Origin of the sequence: Corynebacterium renale (assembly GCF_002563965.1) — a bacterium.
Taxonomy (GTDB): domain Bacteria; phylum Actinomycetota; class Actinomycetes; order Mycobacteriales; family Mycobacteriaceae; genus Corynebacterium; species Corynebacterium renale.
Map to the genome: position 1 here is coordinate 379,255 of NZ_PDJF01000001.1, position 19,025 is coordinate 398,279.

Consider the following 19,025-nt stretch of genomic DNA (forward strand, 5'->3'; position numbering starts at 1 on the left):
CGACAGACAGTATCCAACTATCGGTGTACTAAGTTGAATCGGGCAACCCTATGATTGCTTATCGACGAACCGTGTTCGACCCCAGATCCACAAGTAGTGAGCACACGAGCATGAGCAGTGTCGCAGCCATCGGGTGCAGCACGCCGGATAAGGCGACAGCCACGCCGGCGATGTTGTACACGGTTGTGATGGCGTAATTGCGATCAACCACCTGGCACACGGACCGCGCCATGCGGAAAAGTTCGGGGACGGCGGATACGTCGCGGCGCATGATGACGGCGTCGCGGCCGGGCCGGTCCTCTTCTTCGGTGGGCAGCACCGGAACGGAGTCCGAGAGCAAGATGCCGGCGTCCGCAACTTTGAGCACCTCGGTGACGGAGACGTCGCCGACCATCGCCACGTGTGCGCCGCGGACTTTAAGCCCGCGTACGGACTTTGGTTTGTCGCCGGCCGCCATGCCGGCCAGCACCTGCGACATGCCTAGGCGGGAGGCGAAGCGCCGGGCCACCGGGTACGTGTCGCGGGAGAGCAACACGGTGGATAGGCCCATGTATTCCAGCTGGTTGATGCTTTCGACGGCGTCGTCCTTGACGCGGTCGCGCAGGGAAATCACGCCGCGGTCTTTGCCCGCCCAGCTGACGACGAGCGGCGTGCCCCCGGAGACGGCCGCCCGGCCGAGCGGGCCGCGGAGTTCGGCGAGGTGCCGGGGACGCCACAGGCGGGCGTCGACTTCGTGGGTGGTCTCCCCTACTTTGAGTTCGATGCGTGCGGTGAAGTTACCGCTGACGTCGATGTCCACGGCCTCTACATCCACCCAGTATTGGGTGCGCCCGGAGTCGTTGTCGCGGGATTGTCGGGCGGCGTGCACGAGGGCTTGGGAGGCCGGGTGGTTGGATTCCATGCACAGTGCTGCGGCGACGCGCAGGACCAGTTCGGGGTCTTCACCGCGTGCGACGGTGACGTCGCGGACGGTCATCTCCTGTTCGACCAGGCTTCCCACGCGGTTGAACACCACGGTGTCCATGTCGCGCAGGGTCCTGAAGGTGACCCCTTCGCGGACCAGGATGCCCCGGCGCGCGGCGACCTCCACCCCGAGGCGCAGCGGGAGTGCGGCGGCGAGTGCGTAGGCGGTCGGCGCGACGACGGCCAGAACGGAGAGGTAGACGGCAAACGCTGCGACGGCGTGGCGGGTGCTCACGTACCAGACGATGCCGGCGAGTACGGCCACGAAGAAGGCGATGGGGATGATTCGCGACGCCGTTTTGGTGGCTTCTTCCATCCTTTTGCGCAGGCGGTTTTGGACGGTGCCGACCCACCGTTCGACGGCTGCGGCCCGGGTGCCGTGGCCGCTGCGCACGACGCGGATCTTCAGTGGCTTATCGATAATGAGCGCCCCGGCGAAGACTGTGTCGTCCACGGAGACGGTGCGCCGCCCGGATGGTTCTACGACCGAGGGCCGGATTGTGGCGGACCCGCCGACGACCATGCCGTCGAAAGGCACGCGTTGCCCGGGTTTAAGGGAGACGTCGTCGCCCGGGTTGAGCTCGTTGACCGGCGTTTCTAGGTGCTGGCCCTTGTACACGACGGTGACCTCGGATTCGGGGTCGACGCGTTCGCGGGCAACGTCCGCAGCCAACGAGGGCCGGGTCTGCAGGGAGAGCCTACGCCCGAAGAGGAGTAGTGCGGTGATGCCGCAGGCGACATCGTAGAAGAATTCGGGGCCTTCGTTGAAGACGCCGAACCAGTCGGGCGCCGCGGACCACTCGGGGTCGCCGGCGGGGGTGAGGAAGAGCGTGCCTAGCGACCACAGGTAGGCGGACACGATTGCGATGGAGCTTGCCCCGTCGAGGGTGGCCACGCCGCGGCGCACCCCGCCGAGGAACGCGCGGTGGAAAGGCCAGGCGCACCAGATGACCACGGGCGCGGAGACGACGGCGAGTGCCCACTGCCACCCGTAAAACTGCAGCTCTTCCATGTACGTCAGCGCCAGGACGGGCACGGTGAATACGATCGCGATGATGACGCGCGCCCAGGTAATCAGGTGCCGTGGCGTGTACAGCGTGTCGTGCAGCGGCTGCGGCACGGGTTTGGAGTGGATGAACCAGCCAGCGCGCTGCGCGACACGCATGGTGCGGTCCGGCACGACTGCGCGTTTGCGCAGGGGGAAGGATTCTTCCCGGTCGCGGCGGTGGATGGAGGAGTCTGTGAGCGTGGCGGTCACGCCGTTGTCCTCGAAGGCTGTGATCAGCTTTGCGACGTCCGTAGCCCGCGGAGCCGTAACCCAGGCAGTGTGCGTGGGGTACACGACGTGCGCATGCACCCCATCGATAGCCTCAAGTGCTCGCTCCAGCGCGGTGGTGTGGGGCCCGTCGACGACGCCTTCTACGTGGAAGACGTAGGAAATAAGTGCGTTATTGTTAGCCACGGCCACGCACCACAAGCAAAATACTGACCGCTGTGACAATGATGTTGATCACCATGATGTACCCCACCGCCTGGATGGCCAGAGCCATCACGTTGACCAAGATGAGTACGCCAGCGAGCACGCTATAGATCCACCACTTGGCGTGAATAGCCAGCGCCAATCCGATGCCGCCAACAATGTTGACCCACGCCATGAAGCGTTGGTTGCGCACAATTTCTGCGGCCGTGCCGTAGGGGACGTCGGCGGTGAGGATGATCATGCCGGCTAACAGTGCCAGGACTGCTGCAACGACCGCTGTCCAATACGCTACGGGCGTTTGTCGCCGGTCCATGTCCAGGTCTCCTCCCGGTAATTAAAGATCAGGGACACTACTGCGGCGACGGCAGCGAAGATTTGCAGGGCGCCGTCGATAGCAAAGAATGCGTCCGGCGCGTGGCTTGCTCCGGGGGTCAGACCAAACATGAGCAGTCCGCGAACCGCCAGGTAAAAGCCGAAAATCAGCAGGAAGCGGCGTGCGAAGCCGGCCCACTTGTGTGCTTTCCACACCAGGGATACAAACCACCCCAGAAGAGCCACAATCCCCAGTCCGATGAGTCCGGAGAAGACGGCCGCTGCGATAGCCACGCCGTGGATGGCGGCATCGCCGAGCATCTCGGTCTGCGCGCCGGCTTGCTTGGCGGCGGCAATCATGGCGGACGGGTCGATGATTGCGACAGCTACGTTGATGACCTGGTGCAGTGCTTCCGCAATGAGGATTGCTATCCACACGTACACCATCAGCTGCACCGACTCGGGGCGCTGCTGTTCTGTGCTGGGGGCCTGTTGTTCTACCTGCACGCCCGCGCTGCCTCTACCGCAAAGTAGGTCAGAATCTGGTCCGCGCCCGCGCGCTTCAGCCCGAGCAGGGATTCCATCATGACGGCGTCACGGTCAATCCAGCCGCGTTCGCCGGCAGCCTGGATCATCGCGTATTCACCAGACACCTGGTACGCGGCGACGGGGACCGGGGACATGTCGGCAACCTGGCGCAGAATATCCAGGTACGGCAGGCCAGGCTTGACCATCACGAAATCAGCGCCTTCGGCAATGTCGAGCTCGACCTCCAGCAGGGATTCCCGCGCATTCGCAGGATCCTGCTGGTAGGTGCGGCGGTCGCCCTCCAAGGAGGAGCCGACGGCCTCACGGAAGGGGCCAAAGAACGCAGACGCGTACTTCGCGGAGTACGCCATGATGGCAACGTTCTGGTGGCCTTCCTCATCGAGCGCGTCGCGGATGGCGCGAATCTGGCCGTCCATCATGCCCGACGGGCTCACAATATGGGCGCCCGCACGCGCCTGGGCGACAGCCATGTCGCAGTACAACGGAAGGGTGGCGTCGTTGTCCACCACGCCGTCGACAAGCACCCCACAGTGACCGTGATCGGTGAACTCATCGAGGCAGGTGTCTGTCATGATGAGGACGTCGTCGCCGAATTCTGCACGCAGCGCGCCGGCCGCACGGTTGAGGATGCCGTCCGGGTTCCAGGCGACGGAGCCGGTAGCGTCCTTGTCCTCGTCGCGGGGCACACCGAAGAGGTCCACGCACTTGACGCCGGCCTCAGCAGCCTCCTCGACCGCCTTCTTCAGCGAGTCAAAAGTGTGCTGGTAGACACCCGGCATGGAGGAAATCTCACGCGGGGCATCGAGGCCGTCGACGATGAACATCGGCAGGATGAAGTCGCTTGGGTGCAGGTGGGTTTCCGCCACCAGCTCCCGCATCGCCGCTGACTGGCGCAGACGGCGGGGACGACGAACTGGGAACTGTGACATCAGAAAACCTCCGAAAATCTATGACGACTGTTTGCGCGACCTACGCTTCTTCCGAGGCGGAGGCAGCTGACCGGTTGCCCGCAACTGTGCCACATGCTCCGCCAAAGCGTCGACCAAACCGTTGACGTCCGCCACCTCGGGCATGACGTCCACGCGCAGGCCCATCTCTTTGGCGGTCTCTGCGGTCATGGGACCGATTGCAGCAATAATCGTACGCTGATGTGGCTTACCCGCAATCCCCACGAGGTTCTTCACCGTAGAAGAGGAGGTAAAGCACACCGCGTCAAAGCCACCAGTCTTGATCATGTCGCGGGTCTCTGCAGCCGGTGGGGCCGCACGCACGGTGCGGTAAGCAACGACGTCGTCGACTTCCCAGCCCAGCTCAGTCAAACCATCGACGAGCACATCCGTGCCCAAGTCCGCCCGGGGCAGCAGCACGCGGCCCACTGGGTCCAGGTCTTCGACGTACGGCGGGAATACCTTGACCATACCGCGAGCGTTCTGCTCGTGCGGGTCCGGCTGGATCTCCGGGGTCAGGCCCAGGGCGCGGATTGCCTTGGCGGTCTTGTGGCCTACCGCACCGAGGCGCACGCCGGCGAAAGCGCGGGCATCGAGGCCAAATTCCGTAATCTTGTTCCACACCGCGTCCACAGCATTGACGGAGGTGAACAGGACCCACTGGTAACGGCCCTCCACAATGCCCTTGATGGCGCGTTCCATCTGCGCCGGGTTACGTGGCGGTTCCAGGGAAATCGTGGGGACTTCCTGCGGGATCGCGCCATGCGTTGCCAGGCGCGCGCTCATCTCAGCAGCCTGCGACTTCGCGCGTGGCACCAGGACGCGCCACCCGTACAGTGGCCGGGATTCCCACCACGAGTACTTCGCGCGAGTATCCACGGCGTGGCCTACGGTCACGACCAGAGAGCCGGACAGCTCAGCTTCGATGGCGCCCATGGTGGAGACTGTGGCGTCGTACGTCCGCTGCAGACGGGTGGTGCCGTGGGTGGTGACGCTCACTGGTGTGTCGTCAGGAAGCCCGCGCGCGGTCAGTTCGGCGGCGATCGTCGGCAAGTTCGCCTTGACCGCCTGCAGCACGAGCGGCTGCGGAGCGGCGACCAGCTGGTCCCAGTCCACGTCGGTGGTGGTCACGTCGGCTTCAGTGAATGTAGAGCCCAGGGCCACGCCGGCGAAAGCGGGGACTGTCGACGGCAAACTCATGCCAGGTACCACCTGGAATTCCACGCCCGACTCCCCCACGGCATTAATTTCCGCGAGGACGGCTTCACGCGAGAGCGGGTTGCCTGCAACCAGGCGCACAACGTTGTCGCCTTGGCGTGCGCGGGCGGCGAGGACCTCGGCCATGGCGGCCGCGCCCTCAGCACCGGCAGCGCCAGCCAGCCCGGGAATGGCCGGGGTTTCGTCTTCATCCTCGCCCTCAGTAGCGGACGCTACTGAGGGAGACGCCGCTGCAGAAGACGCTACTGACGCGAAAACCTCGGACGATTCCATCAGTTCGGCAGCCGTCGGCGGTTCGGGGCGTGGCGGACGACGCCGGGCACCCGATTCCTTAGCCTGCGCGACAAGTTCCTCGTACGCCTTGCGCGCAGCCTCAACCTTGTGATCAGGGACCGGAACATTCACGCCGACCATGGCGCGCACACCCTGGAGTACGTCCTCATCCACAACGGCGTGCGCAGTATCGCCCATGACTTCGCGGGCGCGCACCGTCACCAAGTCGGGATTTCCGGGGCCCGCGCCGACGAAGAAGACTTTCCCGCAGGGGACGTCCGAATCGTCACCTCTAGCATCGGCCACGTCCGACGTGTCGGGCGCGTGGTCGCCAGGTGCCGTGAGATGTGCGTCGGATGCTTCGGAGGACTCCGGCGCCTCGGACGTCAATGCCATACTTATCTCTTTCATTGGACATGCACAAAGACGGCCGCACCACGTGGCGCGGCCCTGTTTACTTACGACGACTACCTACAACCTCCACCACGCGCAGTTAAAAAGCTCGCGGGCGGGCGTACCAACACCCCTTTGGGCGGTGGCGTGTCATCATGTGGTAGTAACACCATAAAATAAGTGACACTAAATAGGAAACCGAACACCCTACACCACACTGAAATCCACCGAGGCGTAGGGGGTGTTTTAGGGGGAAACTACCTGTTCACGCCCCCTATTTTTCGTTTTATACCGTAAGTGCGCCGAGTTGAGTGGCGTAGTCGCGGGCTTGCTGCGACGTACCGGTAGACACCACGATCCGTTCCACGGTGGCACCGTCAAGTTCTATGACGATCCCCGGCTTCGGTGCGCTGCCGTGGCAGACGGCGAAGACGGAGTCCCCGTCCTGGTGGTACGTGCCGGTGGATGTTACGCCCTTGATTCGGGTGGCGGGTTCCCGTTTGCCTTCTGCGATTTCGGGGAGGGCGAAGACGTCGTCGACAGCTGTGGCGCGGACGACGGTGCGGGTCGGGATAGTGAGGTGGGAGCGGTGGGCAGCGAGCTTTTCCCACCAATCTAATTCCACAATCACTTTCTTATCTGTGATGTGCAATGTAGCCATGAGGTCTACAACCTTAGCCACTAATGATGTCTGCGGCACCATCGGCCAGCAGACGCTGCGCAACCTCGCGTCCCAGTTCGACGGCGCGGTCGCGTGGGCCGGTTTCGGAAGCCTTCAGCGAGGTGCTGCCGTCGAGGGCAAAAACGCCACCGTAGATGGTAATCGAATCGCCGTCGACCACGGAGTGTGCGGCCACGGGCGCGGTGCAGCCGGCCTCAAGGGTGCGCAGCACGGTGCGTTCGGCGTGCGCCTGGTCGGTGGCCACGGGGTCGGCAATCTCGTCGAGTGCAGCAACAACGTCGGTGTCGTCAGCGCGGCATTCGATCGCCAGGGCACCCTGCGCGGGTGCCGGCATGATGGTCTCCGGTTCGAAGACTTCGGTGGCGCGGTCGTGGTGCCCCACGCGGGACAGGCCGGCGTAGGCCAGCATGATGGCGTCGAGTTCGCCGTCGGACACTTTGCCCATGCGGGTATCAATGTTGCCGCGCAGTGGCTGAATGTCCAGGTCGGGGCGCAGCGCACGCAGCTGGGAGATGCGACGCGGTGCGGAAGTTCCCACGCGGGCCCCCTCGGGGAGGTCCGCCAGTTGCAGGCCATCGCGGGCGATCAGGGCCTCGCGGTGGTCGGCACGCTTCGGGACGATGAGGTGAAAGCGCGGATCCGGCGCGGTGGGCAGGTCTTTCATGGAGTGCACGGCCACATTGACCTCACCGGCGGCCATGGTTTCACGCAGCGCCTGGGTGAACACGCCTACCCCGATGCGTTCGACGGGGGCCATGTTCACGTCCCCAGCAGTGGTGACAATATGCAGGTCAGCCTCATGGCCGTGCGCGCGGAAAGCGTCGCGGATATGGCCGGCTTGCGTGGTGGCCAAGAGGGAACCACGAGTTCCGATGACAAGCGTGAGCGTCACAGCTACTCCTCTTCTACCTTGAAATCTTTGCCCGGGAGGGCCGTTGCTGGCAAGGCTACACTGCGTTCCTGATCGGTGTTCGTTTCCGCGTCCACCAGGCCGAAGAACTCCTGCAACGCGGACTCGTAGGAGACGACTCCACTCTCAACCGCCAATTCCTTGGCTTTTACCGTCGGATTGTGCAGCAGCTTATCGACGACCCTCCGGACCGCCTTCGTGACTTCCACGAATTCATCCTCGGTCACCCCGGGGACGCGCCCGCGCAACCTATCCAGCTCGGAGGCTACGACGTCGGCGGCGTGGCGTCGCAAAGCAGTAACTGCCGGAGCGACATCGCGCACGCGCTGCTCCGAAGTAAATGCCCTGAGCTCTTCACTGATGATCTCGGTGGCCTCCGCGTTGGCGGGGACCTCGCCTTCTGCATGCGCCTCGTGCAGGTGCTCGATATTGACCAGCTGGGCGCCAGCCTCCGTGACATCCGGATTGATGTCGCGTGGCAGAGAAAGGTCTACCAGCATGAGCGGGGTGCCGCGGTCTGGAATATCGGCCGCGTTGACGGTAAAACCGTCCGCACCGGTCGCCGAAATCACAATGTCGACCTCGCCGAGCACACTCGCGCGGTCCGCGAAATCGACGACGCGCGCCGGAACCCCAGCCTCTTCCGAGTGCCCGGCGAGGCGCTCCGCACGCTCCTTCGTCCGGTTCGCGATAACCAATTCCCGCACGCCCGCCTTGCCCGCATGCGTCGCAGCCAAAGAACTCATGGCGCCAGCACCCAGGACTAGTGCGGTTTTGCCTTCCAGGTTTTCTACCCCCATGAGGCGCAGGGCCTCATCCATCGCGAACGACACCATGGAAGCGCCGGCGTCGTCAATGTCCGTCTCCGAGTGCACACGCTTGCCCGTGTGCAGGGCCGCCTGCACTAAGCCGTGCAGGGCTTGGCCCACGGTCCCCTGCTCAGTAGCCTCCTGATACGCGCTGCGCACCTGGCCAATAATCTGCTGCTCGCCCACCACCATGGAATCCAGTCCGGACGTCACGGTGAAAGCATGCTCGGCGGCAGCATCGGCGTAGCGGACGTAGAGGTACCCGCGCAACGTCTCCATATCCACCCCGGAAATATCGTGGAGGACCTTCACCACGTCCTGAACCCCCGTATGGAAACTCTTCGCCATGGTGTACACCTCCATCCGATTACAGGTAGAGATGATCATCGCTTCTGTGATCGACGGCTTATCCACAAGGCGGGTCGTCGTCTGCGATCGCACGACGTCATCCATGCTCAAGCGTTCCAACAAAGATACGGGCGCCGAACGATGGGACATGCCAACCACAAGGACACTCACGATAAGTTTCACCACTTTCAGCCCACGCTGAAGGCTATCAATCTTTTGTCTAGGTGTGATATCCACCTAAGATTAACCCCGAAACGGGAATTTAAACACTTTCTCGAGGGTAATTAGGCCACATTTTTAGAACAACAAAGCCTGCCCTAACTCCTCATTATCGACCTCCCAGCAGGCAAATTCCTCACCGTCAATAACCACCACGGGGACGCGGTCCCCGTACTCCATGGCCAACTCGCGGTCCACGTCGACGTCGCGAAGCACCAACTGCGCCCCCGCCTGCTCCACGACGGGCCGAATCTGCTCGGCGACCCTCCCGCACGAACCGCACGTCTGCCGCACCATCAACTCCACAAGACGTCCCGACATCTCAACCTCCTTCAACCCGGCTGCGCCATGCTCGGCGCACTCACCAACAACCTAGTGCGTATTGTTGGAGACGTGGCCAATGACTTCCTGAACACCCCCGAAGAATTCCTCTCCGGATGGACGCCGTCGCGGGCGACGCTGCGTAACTTCATCGAAACCAAAGGCCTCCCCCCGCAAGGCGACGCCGCCCAACGCGCCGCCGCCAAAGCCGCCCTCAAAGCCGCATCCCCACCACCGAACCGGGACCACGGGGCCGCCGCATTCTTCGACATCGACAACACCGTCATCCGGGGTTCCTCACTCATCGAATTCGGCCTCGGCCTGGCTAAACGTCGCTACTTCAAAGCCTCCGAAGTAGGCCCCATGCTGTGGAAACAACTGAAATACAAGTTCACCGGCTCCGAAGACGCTGACCACGTCGAAGAAGGCCGCAACCAGGCCCTCGAATTCATCAAAGGCCGTTCCGAAGCAGAACTCGTGGCCCTGTGCGAAGAAATCGTGGAAAACTCCATGCAGTACCAAGCCTTCGCCGGCACCCTCCAACTAGCCCAAGAGCACCTAGACGCCGGCCAGGAAGTGTGGCTCGTCTCCGCCACCCCAGTCCAGCTTGCCGACATCCTCGCCCGCCGCTTCGGCTTCACCGGAGCACTCGGCACCGTCCCAGAGGTCGTCGACGGCATCTTCACCGGCCGCCTCGAGGGCGACATCCTCCACGGCCCCGGCAAACGCCACGCCGTCAAAGCGTTAGCCAAGCACCAGGAATTCGACCTGGAACGTTGCACCGCCTACTCGGATTCCATCAACGACCTACCCATGCTCACCATGGTGGGCAACCCGGTGGCCGTCAACCCCGACGCGAAGCTGAAAAAAGAGGCCGAGGCCCGCGGCTGGCCCATCAAGGACTACCGCAGCGTCCGCACCGCAGTAAAGAAGTGGGGTATCCCAGGCTTAGCGACGGCTGCCCTCACCCTCGCCGGCATGCGCGCCAGGCGGCGGCGCACCAAGTAACATACGGCCACACCGCGCTCGCATGCCCTGCCCCGCCCTGGGAAATTACGTCATGCGAACCGGCGTGTCGCAAAACCTCCATTCTGCGAGGCAGCGCGGAGCAAACCTGCAGGTGAATTTTTTGCACCCTGTCCAGAATGGAGGCTTAGAGACAACCACGGGTTAAGTAAAGAAATGTGCGTCTCCAATCCAGGAGATCCCCAGCGATCTATACACGATCTAAAACCCCGAATCATCAGCAACAGCGCGACGATGATAATAAAAAGACATTCTGTGAACTTCTGGAAAAATCCACCTGGTGATTTAACTAAGCTTAACTCGCAGAATGTATTTTTCGTATCACGCGCTGCACTCAGGCGTTAAGAGTCAAAAAGAAAACCCGGCCACCACAACGGTGACCGGGCTACACAAGCTTTACTTGCCGAGCTTCCTACGCTGGACGCGGGTACGGCGCAGCATCTTGCGGTGCTTCTTCTTAGACATGCGCTTGCGGCGCTTCTTGATAACTGAACCCATGAGTCAGTTCCTTTCTACGTTTCTTCAGCGATCCGCCTGGACCCCTAACGGACTTACCATAAGCCTTTAACGGGCCTAGCTTACTGGGAGACTAGGGGCAGTTGCAAAAACTTCAACCACCGGCCCCACCAGACTAGGTTTAGCCGACCTCGTAGAAGGAGGAATCCAAGTAATCGTTCACTGCCTTCTCGTGAACACGGAAGGAGCGTCCGACACGCACTGCAGGCAACTCACCAGCGTGAACCAGGCGGTACACGGTCATCTTGGAGACGCGCATGATTTCAGCGACCTCAGCGACGGTGAGAAACGTTCCCTTGTCTTCATTAGCCATATAAATATACCTATCCTTTAAGCAGGTGGCGCGCTGCAGGCTTCCCCTCCCGCAGTACTTGTCACGCACGTGCTCAAACCATCTTAGCGTGAACCGTGTGACTAGTGCGACCCAAGGTCATTAGCGCGACGGGTGCATGCTTCAGTGGCTCGATAGAACATTCCCCGAAAACCAGATTCCTCCAGCTCACGGACCGCAGCCGCAGTAGTACCACCAGGAGAGCACACCGCAGCGCGCAGCGACGCCGCGTCTACCCCCGGTTGGGTCAGCACTTCCCCAGCACCCGCAATGGTGTTATTGGCCATGCGCGCAGCTGCCTCCCGGGGGATACCCAGGGCGACGCCGGCGTCGATAAGCGCCTCAGCCATGAGGTACACATACGCCGGGGAGGACCCCATGAGGGAGGTCGCGGCGTCCATCTGCTTTTCTTCAATCCGTTGGACGACGGCACAGCGTTCGAAGAGACTGACCACGGCCTGCTCCTGCTCCGGGCTCACCCGCTTGCCGGGGGTGTAGACCACGACGCCCTTCCCCAGAGCCATGGGGGTATTCGGCATGGCGCGCACTACCGATGTGCCCGCCTCGAGGTGCTCCTCCAGGTGAGCCACCGTCAGGCCCGCTGCCACGGACACAACGACAGTATCCTGCGTGTTGGCGGCCAGGGTTTCCGAAAGCTCCTCGAGGACCCCGGGTACCTGGTCCACGCGCGTGGCCACGATGACGATATCCGCACCCCGGGCCGCGCGGGCCGGTTCGGTGACGGCTTGGACGCCGAGTTCCTCGCGGAGTTGGGTCGCGTGCTCTTCACGCCGCGTTGCTACTACGAGGCCAGATGGATTAAGGCCACCCCCGATGAGTCCATCGAGGATAGCCCGTCCCATGTGGCCTGCACCAATCAGGCCGATCATTGTTACATCATCACCACAATCGCTGGTCCAAAAGTCATAAGAAGGCCGACGACGCCCGCAAGCACCATCGAAAGCCCATCGCGGGAGGTACGCATAGCGTGGGCAACACCCACCATGAGGGCGGTCACCGCAAGCGCGAGCACCGCCACGATCAGGCGGCTCAGGCCAGATTCCCACAGGAACTGGAAACCGATGAAGACGACCGCACCAAGCACGATGCCCACCAGTGCCATGAGGATGACAGAACCCATGCCCACGGAAGACTCTTCTTCATCCTCTTCGAGCTCTGCGACTTCTTCGTCCTGGTCTGGGTATTCGAAGCCGGCGATGGAGTCTTCAACGTCCTCTTCCGCCTCGGCCGGGGTGTCCTCGACGACCTTAATCTCGCCCGTGACCTCAGTATCCGCGGCCGGGCGCTCTAACCCCTCGGCCTCGATCTCGGTGTCTTCAGCAGGCTTCTCGACGACCGTATCCGTGGCAACCGGCTCTTCGACCGGCGCCTCTGGCTCTTTCTCCTCGGCAGGCTCGGCGGCCGGAGGGGCGTCGTTAAGCGAGACCGCCTCAAACGTTGCAGTCTCTTCAATAGCCACCGGCTCTGGGCGGTCGGCGTTCTCCGCCTCGAGCGGCTGCGCGGTGTGGCGAGAATCGGCCGGAGCCTCGGTGACCTTAGGGAGGGATCCCGTGAGCTCCGCGACGGATACGCCGCCTTCTTCCAGGCGACGACGCCGGCGGCGTCCTCCCTCCTTCGGCTGCGAACCCGAACGGGCTAACAGCTCGGCAACGGTGAGTTGCTTATCGCTCTCACTCATCGTCAGTCCTTTCCTCATCCACGCCCTTGTCCGTGCGCTCCAGGATGATCCCTTCACGCAAAGCCCATGGGCAGATCTCAATTTCCTCGAGACCAAGGGCACGCATAGCGGCCTCAGCTACGAGCGCACCCGCAACGATCTGGTGCGAACGATCACTGCTCACACCCTCCAACTCCGCGCGGTCCGCGGCAGTCATACGCGAAATAAACGCGATGAGCTGACGCAAACCCGGGGCCGTCAGATACCGCTTGACAAACGGGCCTTCCGAAGAAGGCGCCGCACCAGTCAGACGTGCCAGCGTGCGGAACGTCTTCGACGTTCCGACCGCAACACGCGCGGGCCCAAAGTTGCGCATCTGCTTTGCCGGTTCGACAAGTTCCGCGTCGATAAAATCGCGTAAAAGATTAATCTTTTTACGCTCGGGCGGATCCGTATCAAACCACTGATGAGTTAGCCTACCTGCACCAAGGTCCAGAGAGAAAGCGGCGTCAGGGGTTTCATCCGTTCCCGTGGTCAACTCAAGGGAACCGCCGCCGATGTCTAGGTTTGTGATTCGGCCGGCAGACCACCCGTACCAGCGCCGCACAGCCAGGAATGTCAGGCGGGCTTCGTCCTCACCACTGAGGATTTCCAGGCGGACGCCAGTTTCCTTCTCAACGTGGTCAAGGACTTCTTTCGAGTTGGTGGCGCTGCGTACCGCAGAGGTAGCAAACGGGATGACCTCATCGCACTTGAGCTTCTGCGCCAGTTCCGTGGCTTCCGCAACGCACTTGGTCAGCCGCTTCACGCCTTTCTCGTGGATCGCGCCGTCTTTGTCCAGCTGCTCCACGAGCTTCAGGGAAGTTTTCCAGTCACTCATGGGTGTCGGGCGCCCACCGGGGCGGGCGTCGACAGCAACCATGTGGACGGTATTACTTCCCACGTCTAATACACCTAATCGCACACTCCCAGCGTAGACCGTCTACGGTGGTTGGGTGTGAGCAACGCGTCAAATAATTCGGTTTTCCTGGGATATCCAGAGGTAACTCCTGCTAAAAAGCAGGTAGATGCCGGGGTGGAGGTTGCCCCCGATTTCCCACGGGAATGGATAGAATTCCCCGACCCCGAAGACCCACAGCGCGTCTACTCCATCGACATCACGTGGCTGGAATCCTACTGGAACTGCGCATTCGGGACCCCCGAATGTCAAGGTATCAACTTCGCGCAGCCCGACGTCGGCTGCTGCGGCCACGGCGCGTTCCTCTCCGACGACTGCGACCGCGAAAACCTCTACCAGTCAGTCCAGAAGATGCCAGCCAAGTACTGGCAGTTGCGGCCCGAGGGCCCGCTTGACGACGACATGACGTGGCTCGAATGGGACGAGCTGGAAAACGAAGACGGCAACATGGAGCCCGCGCTCAAGACGAAGGTCGTGGACGGCGGCTGCATCTTTGCCAACCGCGCCGGCTGGGCCACCGGCCACGGGTGCGCCCTGCACCAATGGGCCATGGACGAAGGCATCAAGATTACCGTGGCAAAACCGGAAGTGTGCTGGCAGGTGCCCCTATCCCGCGAGGACGAGTGGGAAGTCCGCGGCGACGGCGAAGACATTCTGCGCACCACAATCGGTCAATACGACCGCCGCCAATGGGGCGACGGTGGCCTCTGGTTCGACTGGTGGTGCACCGACGCACCCGCCTGCCACACCGCAACGAACCCCCTGTGGCAGACGATGGAAACCGAACTGCGTACCCTCATGGGTGACGCCGCCTACGACGTCTTGGCGAATATGCTGCGGCGGCGGGCCGAGCGCGGCGGTGGCGCTACCGTGCACCCCGCGTCCGTGGAATCAGGACGAGCAAGCTAGCGCGAATCTTTGGTTACGCGGTAGCGACGAATACCCCGGTAGATAGCTAGCACCAGCACAACCAAGGTGATGATCCCCAGCTCGGCCACGCCTATATTGAGGCCGAGCGCGCCAACGAGCACAAAGATAAGTGCGGTTCCCAGGATAAAAATCAGCAGGAACTCAAGGACTGCAAAAAAAATGGGGCGCATGGAAACTTTCTTCCCTACCTAACCTTCGAACTTATACCCCAGACCACGCACCGTGACCAGGTGGCGGGGGCGGGATGGTTCTTCTTCAATCTTGGAGCGCAGGCGCTTAACGTGGACGTCGAGAGTCTTTGTGTCACCCACATAATCTGCACCCCAGACGCGGTCAATGAGCTGGCCGCGGGTGAGCACGCGACCGGCGTTGCGCAGCAAGTACTCGAGGAGATCAAATTCCTTCAAAGGCATGGTGACAGGGGTGCCACCAACCGTGACCGTGTGGCGTTCCACGTCCATAGCCACCGGGCCAGCTTTGAGAATGTTGTGGGATTCTACTTCCACAGGTTCCGTGGTACCACGACGACGCAAGACCGCACGGATGCGGGCGATCAGTTCGCGGGAGGAATAGGGTTTGGTGACGTAGTCGTCGGCGCCTAGCTCAAGGCCCACGACCTTGTCGATCTCGGAATCGCGCGCGGTGACCATGATGACCGGAACGTTAGAGGTTTGGCGCAGTTCCTTGCACACGTCCGTGCCGGACATGCCTGGCAGCATGAGGTCAAGCAGGACGATGTCAATCTCGTTGCGGGCGAACTCTTCGAGGGCGGTGGGGCCGTCGCCAGCGATGATGGTGTCAAAACCTTCCTTGCGGAGCAGGAATGCTAGCGGATCTGCCAACGATTCCTCGTCTTCAACAATTAAGATTTTGGTAGTCACGAGCTAGACATCCTTTCTTGCACAACCGAAACATCGGCAGCGGTTGCCTGGTGAATTGGTAATTCGATGGTAAACGTCGAGCCCGTCCCCGGTCTCGACCACAGCTTAATTGTTCCGCTGTGGTTTGCCACCACATGTTTAACAATAGCCAGACCCAGCCCGGTTCCGCCTGTTGAACGGGAACGTGCCTTGTCTACACGGAAAAATCGTTCGAAAACACGCTGTTGATCTTCAGGCGCGATACCGATGCCGCGGTCAGTCACCCGGATTTGCACTGCGGCCCCATCATCGACGATTCGCTGGGTAATACTAACTGGCGCAGTAGTGCCGGAGTAGTTGATCGCGTTGCTGATCAGATTAGAAACAGCTGTCACTAGCAGGGACTTATCACCGTTGACCTGCACGCCCGTTGGGGTATCCCGGGTCAAAGGAAGATTGTGATTCTCCGCGGACAGGGCGTTGCGGCTCATGGCCTCGTCAATGACATCGTCAACGCTCACCGGCTCCATGTTCGGCAACGCTTCCGCGCCCTGCAACTTAGATAAGGAGATCAGCTCGTTGATCAGGTTAGACATGCGCTGCGCTTCGCGGTGGATTTTCGTCCCGAAGTAGTCCACGTGTTCTGGGTCGTCGACGCCCTGCATCAGCGCCTCGGAGAGCAATGCCATGCCGCCTACCGGGGTTTTGAGTTCGTGGGACACGTTAGCTACGAAGTCGCGGCGGGCCTCTTCCATCCGCTGGTTCTCTGACTCGTCGGTGGAGTACACGATGACGAAGCGGTCGTCGACAAGCGTCAGTGGCTGGGCCGTAGCGCGTACGGACGTCACCCGAGTTCCCGTCCGCAGTTTAGAAAAGTGCAGGTCCACCGTGTGAGGTTCGCGATCTTTGTACGCGTGGAGCGCCAGCTCCCACACCTCTGGGTGGACCGTGCGCGCGTGCACCATACCCATGTCGTGGGCACGCGCATTAGAAAGGAGGACTTCGCCGCCGCGGTCAAGGACCATGATGCCGGTCGGCGAACCCTGGATAACCAGGTGAAGTACCTGGCTGATGGTGGTGACCTGGTTTTCTTCTAGCGTCGCGGTGGCTTTACTCTTTTGCCACGCCACCCGAAAACGCGAAAATAGTGGTGGGATACATAATCCCACCACAAAAGCCAGGATGACCCACCCAGCCACAGAACCTACTTCTTCTCCCCTTGTGCAGCGACAGCAGCAGCACCCGCAGCAGCGGCCTCAGGATCTAGGTAGGTACCGCCTGGGTTCTGGACGGCGCCATTTGCGTCGACCTCGTAGACAAGTGGGATACCGGTCGGGATGTTCAGGCCGGCAATCTCTTCTTCAGAGATGTTGTCCAGGTACTTGACCAGTGCGCGCAGGGAGTTGCCGTGCGCTGCGATGACAACCTGCTCGCCATTCTTGACGCGTGGCAGAATCTCTTCCTCGAAGTAAGGAACGAAGCGGGCAACAACGTCCTTCAGGCACTCGGTGTTAGGAACCTTGTCCAGGTTCTTGTAGCGAGGGTCGTGTGCCTGGGAGAACTCGTTGTCATCATCGAGCTCTGGTGGTGGGGTGCCGTAGGAACGACGCCATGCCATGAACTGCTCGTCGCCGTACTTTTCCTTGATCTCAGCCTTATCCAGGCCCTGGAGAGCACCGTAGTGGCGCTCGTTCAGACGCCAGTCACGAACGACTGGAATCCAGTGGTAGTCCGCTGCGTCAAGAGCAATGTTTGCGGTCTTGATCGCGCGGCGCAGCAGCGAGGTGTAGAGGACGTCTGGGGTCAGGCCGGCTTCCTTAATAAGTTCACCAGCGTGGGCAGCTTCCTGCTTGCCCTTTTCGGTCAGGTCTACATCAACCCAACCAGTGAACTGGTTAGAAGCGTTCCATTCGGACTGGCCATGACGCAAAAGGATCAGTTTTCCGTTACTCATGCCTACTAATATGCCACGATTAAGCGCCGCCCGCTCGCCTTTTGGGACAAATTGTTGCTTCAGAGTTCATCACATCGTCGTAGACGTTCTGTAGCCGGCCAGCCATCGCATCCCAGGAGAACTTCGCGGCGTGGTCTACGGCGGCCTCACCCATGGCGATGCGTTGGGCGTCGTCAAGCAAGATCTGCTCGAGCGCATCTGCCCACTGCTCCGGTTCGTGGCCGGGGACTAAAACACCAGTCTGACCATCTGCAACGGCTACCGGCAAACCACCGACGGCGGCAGCCACGACCGGGGTTCCCGTCGCTTGAGCTTCCAGGGCGACCAACCCGAAAGATTCGTTGTAGCTAGGCACCGCGACGACGTCCGCCGCCTGGTACACCGTGACAAGCTCTTGGGGCGGGCGGGGCTCGAGGAAACGTATGTATTTAGTCACACCCATGTCGCGGACCAAGTCCTGGTAGTGGGTAGCACTGACCCCTGATGCTCCGCCACACATGAGAACGCGCAGGTTATGGCCACGCTTTACCAGCTCGGCGACAGCCCGAATGAGTACCTGTGGGCCCTTAAATTCCTGCAGCCGGCCCACAAACGCCACCACTTTGACGTGCAGGGGCACGCCCAAAGCACGCCGGGAGGCTTCCGTCGTGCGGCCAGTACCAGGTGAAAAGAGTGCGGTGTCTGCGCCTGGGGGAACCACGATGATGCGGTTGACGTCGGCGTCGTAGTGGAATTCCAGGTCGGCTTCTTCTTCCTGCGTGTTCACCACGAGCGCGTCCGCGTTATCCACCAACTGCTGTTCGCAGATACGCCGCGATTCCGACTCCGTGCCCGCACTCTGGTGGGAGGAATTTTTCACCGCCGCCAGCGTGTGCGCCGTGTGTACCAGCGGAATCTGCCAGAGGTCGCGGAGCAACCAGCCGACCTGTCCGGACAGCCAGTAGTGGGAATGGATGACGTCGTAAGGCTGTTGCCCCTCTTCAGCGCGCATCCGCTGCGGGTGGCACCGCACAAACGCAATGATCCCCCCAGCAAACGCGGCGAGCTGGGTGGCTAGCTCGTCCTTGGACAAACCTTCATACGGGCCGGCAACAATATTGATAACGCGCAGGTTCTCTTCAACATTGACGACGTCGCCCTGGCTGGGACGCGTGGCACGCGTAAAGATATCCACCTGCACACCAGCCCTGGCCAGGTGCCGGGCCGACTGGAGGACATAGACGTTCATGCCACCTGCATCGCCTGATCCTGGCTGTTCGAGGGGTGAGGTGTGCATAGATATCATGGCGACGCGCATAAAAGCTACACTAGTAGAAACTATCTTGATAACGCCACGACAGCTATGGAA

21 protein-coding genes are annotated in these 19,025 nt (G+C 61.6%); 2 read left to right on the forward strand and 19 right to left on the reverse strand.

Annotated features, from left to right (window positions below; all coding sequences use genetic code 11):
• Positions 1 to 58: 58 nt before the first annotated feature.
• The 9 genes from ATK06_RS01870 to ATK06_RS01910 all read right to left on the reverse strand — a co-directional run bounded on the left by ATK06_RS01870 (position 59) and on the right by ATK06_RS01910 (position 9,424).
• The gene (locus ATK06_RS01870) at positions 59 to 2,425 is read right to left on the reverse strand and encodes a heavy metal translocating P-type ATPase (protein ID WP_098388745.1); all 2,367 of its coding nucleotides are present in this window, start codon (positions 2,423 to 2,425) and stop codon (positions 59 to 61) included.
• Positions 2,418 to 2,756, reverse strand: a complete 339-nt coding sequence (locus ATK06_RS01875) for a hypothetical protein (RefSeq protein WP_048379004.1) — start codon at positions 2,754 to 2,756, stop codon at positions 2,418 to 2,420. Before ATK06_RS01875 ends, ATK06_RS01870 begins: the two co-directional genes overlap by 8 nt.
• Positions 2,732 to 3,262 carry a hypothetical protein gene (locus ATK06_RS01880; RefSeq protein ID WP_048379002.1) on the reverse strand — a complete coding sequence of 177 codons (531 nt, stop codon included), beginning with the start codon at positions 3,260 to 3,262 and terminating at the stop codon, positions 2,732 to 2,734. The genes ATK06_RS01875 and ATK06_RS01880 overlap by 25 nt, the downstream gene beginning before the upstream one ends.
• Positions 3,253 to 4,233 (reverse strand): porphobilinogen synthase, encoded by a 981-nt coding sequence (hemB, locus tag ATK06_RS01885; RefSeq protein WP_048379000.1) that lies wholly within the window; start codon positions 4,231 to 4,233, stop codon positions 3,253 to 3,255. Before hemB ends, ATK06_RS01880 begins: the two co-directional genes overlap by 10 nt.
• An 18-nt stretch (positions 4,234 to 4,251) precedes the next feature.
• Complete coding sequence (locus ATK06_RS01890; RefSeq protein ID WP_098388746.1) at positions 4,252 to 6,138, reverse strand: uroporphyrinogen-III synthase; 1,887 nt, start codon at positions 6,136 to 6,138, stop codon at positions 4,252 to 4,254.
• 283 nt (positions 6,139 to 6,421) lie between these two features.
• Positions 6,422 to 6,796 (reverse strand): hypothetical protein, encoded by a 375-nt coding sequence (locus ATK06_RS01895; RefSeq protein ID WP_098389367.1) that lies wholly within the window; start codon positions 6,794 to 6,796, stop codon positions 6,422 to 6,424.
• 13 nt (positions 6,797 to 6,809) lie between these two features.
• The gene (gene hemC / locus ATK06_RS01900; RefSeq protein WP_048378999.1) at positions 6,810 to 7,709 is read right to left on the reverse strand and encodes a hydroxymethylbilane synthase; all 900 of its coding nucleotides are present in this window, start codon (positions 7,707 to 7,709) and stop codon (positions 6,810 to 6,812) included.
• A gap of 2 nt (positions 7,710 to 7,711) precedes the next feature.
• Positions 7,712 to 9,055, reverse strand: a complete 1,344-nt coding sequence (locus ATK06_RS01905) for a glutamyl-tRNA reductase (RefSeq protein ID WP_098389368.1) — start codon at positions 9,053 to 9,055, stop codon at positions 7,712 to 7,714.
• A gap of 126 nt (positions 9,056 to 9,181) precedes the next feature.
• Positions 9,182 to 9,424 (reverse strand): glutaredoxin family protein, encoded by a 243-nt coding sequence (locus ATK06_RS01910; protein ID WP_048378997.1) that lies wholly within the window; start codon positions 9,422 to 9,424, stop codon positions 9,182 to 9,184.
• Between the two features lie 54 nt (positions 9,425 to 9,478).
• On the opposite strand from ATK06_RS01910, the gene ATK06_RS01915 reads away from it, so the two are divergent.
• Positions 9,479 to 10,432 (forward strand): HAD family hydrolase, encoded by a 954-nt coding sequence (locus ATK06_RS01915; protein ID WP_231913465.1) that lies wholly within the window; start codon positions 9,479 to 9,481, stop codon positions 10,430 to 10,432.
• A 414-nt stretch (positions 10,433 to 10,846) separates the two neighbouring features.
• On the opposite strand, the gene ATK06_RS01920 is transcribed toward ATK06_RS01915, so the two are convergent.
• The 5 genes from ATK06_RS01920 to ATK06_RS01940 all read right to left on the reverse strand — a co-directional run bounded on the left by ATK06_RS01920 (position 10,847) and on the right by ATK06_RS01940 (position 13,939).
• Positions 10,847 to 10,948 (reverse strand): 30S ribosomal protein bS22, encoded by a 102-nt coding sequence (locus tag ATK06_RS01920; RefSeq protein ID WP_003855542.1) that lies wholly within the window; start codon positions 10,946 to 10,948, stop codon positions 10,847 to 10,849.
• 139 nt (positions 10,949 to 11,087) lie between these two features.
• Positions 11,088 to 11,279 (reverse strand): helix-turn-helix domain-containing protein, encoded by a 192-nt coding sequence (locus ATK06_RS01925; protein ID WP_048378994.1) that lies wholly within the window; start codon positions 11,277 to 11,279, stop codon positions 11,088 to 11,090.
• A 101-nt stretch (positions 11,280 to 11,380) separates the two neighbouring features.
• Positions 11,381 to 12,187: a pyrroline-5-carboxylate reductase gene (gene proC, locus ATK06_RS01930; protein ID WP_048378993.1), complete on the reverse strand. Its 807-nt coding sequence runs from the start codon at positions 12,185 to 12,187 to the stop codon at positions 11,381 to 11,383.
• 2 nt (positions 12,188 to 12,189) lie between these two features.
• Positions 12,190 to 12,996 carry a hypothetical protein gene (locus ATK06_RS01935; RefSeq protein ID WP_048378991.1) on the reverse strand — a complete coding sequence of 269 codons (807 nt, stop codon included), beginning with the start codon at positions 12,994 to 12,996 and terminating at the stop codon, positions 12,190 to 12,192.
• Positions 12,989 to 13,939 carry a Ppx/GppA family phosphatase gene (locus tag ATK06_RS01940; RefSeq protein WP_048378990.1) on the reverse strand — a complete coding sequence of 317 codons (951 nt, stop codon included), beginning with the start codon at positions 13,937 to 13,939 and terminating at the stop codon, positions 12,989 to 12,991. The genes ATK06_RS01935 and ATK06_RS01940 overlap by 8 nt, the downstream gene beginning before the upstream one ends.
• A gap of 33 nt (positions 13,940 to 13,972) precedes the next feature.
• Between ATK06_RS01940 and ATK06_RS01945 the strand changes: the two genes are divergently transcribed.
• Positions 13,973 to 14,842, forward strand: coding sequence for a DUF3109 family protein (locus tag ATK06_RS01945; protein WP_098388748.1), 870 nt, complete (start codon positions 13,973 to 13,975; stop codon positions 14,840 to 14,842).
• On the opposite strand, the gene ATK06_RS01950 is transcribed toward ATK06_RS01945, so the two are convergent.
• Genes ATK06_RS01950 through mshA form a run of 5 tightly spaced genes read right to left on the reverse strand, consistent with a single transcriptional unit; the run spans position 14,839 to position 18,974 of the window.
• Positions 14,839 to 15,033 (reverse strand): hypothetical protein, encoded by a 195-nt coding sequence (locus ATK06_RS01950; RefSeq protein ID WP_048378989.1) that lies wholly within the window; start codon positions 15,031 to 15,033, stop codon positions 14,839 to 14,841. The two genes, ATK06_RS01945 and ATK06_RS01950, sit on opposite strands and share 4 nt — an antisense overlap.
• Before the next feature lie 18 nt (positions 15,034 to 15,051).
• Entirely contained in the window at positions 15,052 to 15,744 is a 693-nt protein-coding gene (locus ATK06_RS01955) for a response regulator transcription factor (protein ID WP_048378987.1), read from the reverse strand.
• A complete protein-coding gene (locus ATK06_RS01960; protein ID WP_098388749.1) occupies positions 15,741 to 16,922 on the reverse strand; it encodes a sensor histidine kinase in 1,182 nt (393 codons plus the stop codon). Before ATK06_RS01960 ends, ATK06_RS01955 begins: the two co-directional genes overlap by 4 nt.
• Positions 16,923 to 16,927: 5 nt before the next feature.
• Positions 16,928 to 17,677 carry a phosphoglyceromutase gene (locus ATK06_RS01965; protein WP_048378985.1) on the reverse strand — a complete coding sequence of 250 codons (750 nt, stop codon included), beginning with the start codon at positions 17,675 to 17,677 and terminating at the stop codon, positions 16,928 to 16,930.
• 19 nt (positions 17,678 to 17,696) lie between these two features.
• Positions 17,697 to 18,974, reverse strand: a complete 1,278-nt coding sequence (gene mshA / locus ATK06_RS01970; RefSeq protein ID WP_098388750.1) for a D-inositol-3-phosphate glycosyltransferase — start codon at positions 18,972 to 18,974, stop codon at positions 17,697 to 17,699.
• Positions 18,975 to 19,025: the final 51 nt, after the last annotated feature.

Coding starts and splice junctions, on each gene's coding strand:
- mshA (WP_098388750.1), bottom strand. CDS start 18,974: ATGCGCGTCGCCATGATATCTATGCACACCTCACCCCTCGAACAGCCA.
- ATK06_RS01925 (WP_048378994.1), bottom strand. CDS start 11,279: ATGGCTAATGAAGACAAGGGAACGTTTCTCACCGTCGCTGAGGTCGCT.
- proC (WP_048378993.1), bottom strand. CDS start 12,187: ATGATCGGCCTGATTGGTGCAGGCCACATGGGACGGGCTATCCTCGAT.
- ATK06_RS01890 (WP_098388746.1), bottom strand. CDS start 6,138: ATGGCATTGACGTCCGAGGCGCCGGAGTCCTCCGAAGCATCCGACGCA.
- ATK06_RS01965 (WP_048378985.1), bottom strand. CDS start 17,677: ATGAGTAACGGAAAACTGATCCTTTTGCGTCATGGCCAGTCCGAATGG.
- ATK06_RS01935 (WP_048378991.1), bottom strand. CDS start 12,996: ATGAGTGAGAGCGATAAGCAACTCACCGTTGCCGAGCTGTTAGCCCGT.
- ATK06_RS01910 (WP_048378997.1), bottom strand. CDS start 9,424: ATGTCGGGACGTCTTGTGGAGTTGATGGTGCGGCAGACGTGCGGTTCG.
- hemB (WP_048379000.1), bottom strand. CDS start 4,233: ATGTCACAGTTCCCAGTTCGTCGTCCCCGCCGTCTGCGCCAGTCAGCG.
- ATK06_RS01920 (WP_003855542.1), bottom strand. CDS start 10,948: ATGGGTTCAGTTATCAAGAAGCGCCGCAAGCGCATGTCTAAGAAGAAG.
- ATK06_RS01875 (WP_048379004.1), bottom strand. CDS start 2,756: ATGGACCGGCGACAAACGCCCGTAGCGTATTGGACAGCGGTCGTTGCA.
- ATK06_RS01895 (WP_098389367.1), bottom strand. CDS start 6,796: ATGGCTACATTGCACATCACAGATAAGAAAGTGATTGTGGAATTAGAT.
- ATK06_RS01950 (WP_048378989.1), bottom strand. CDS start 15,033: ATGCGCCCCATTTTTTTTGCAGTCCTTGAGTTCCTGCTGATTTTTATC.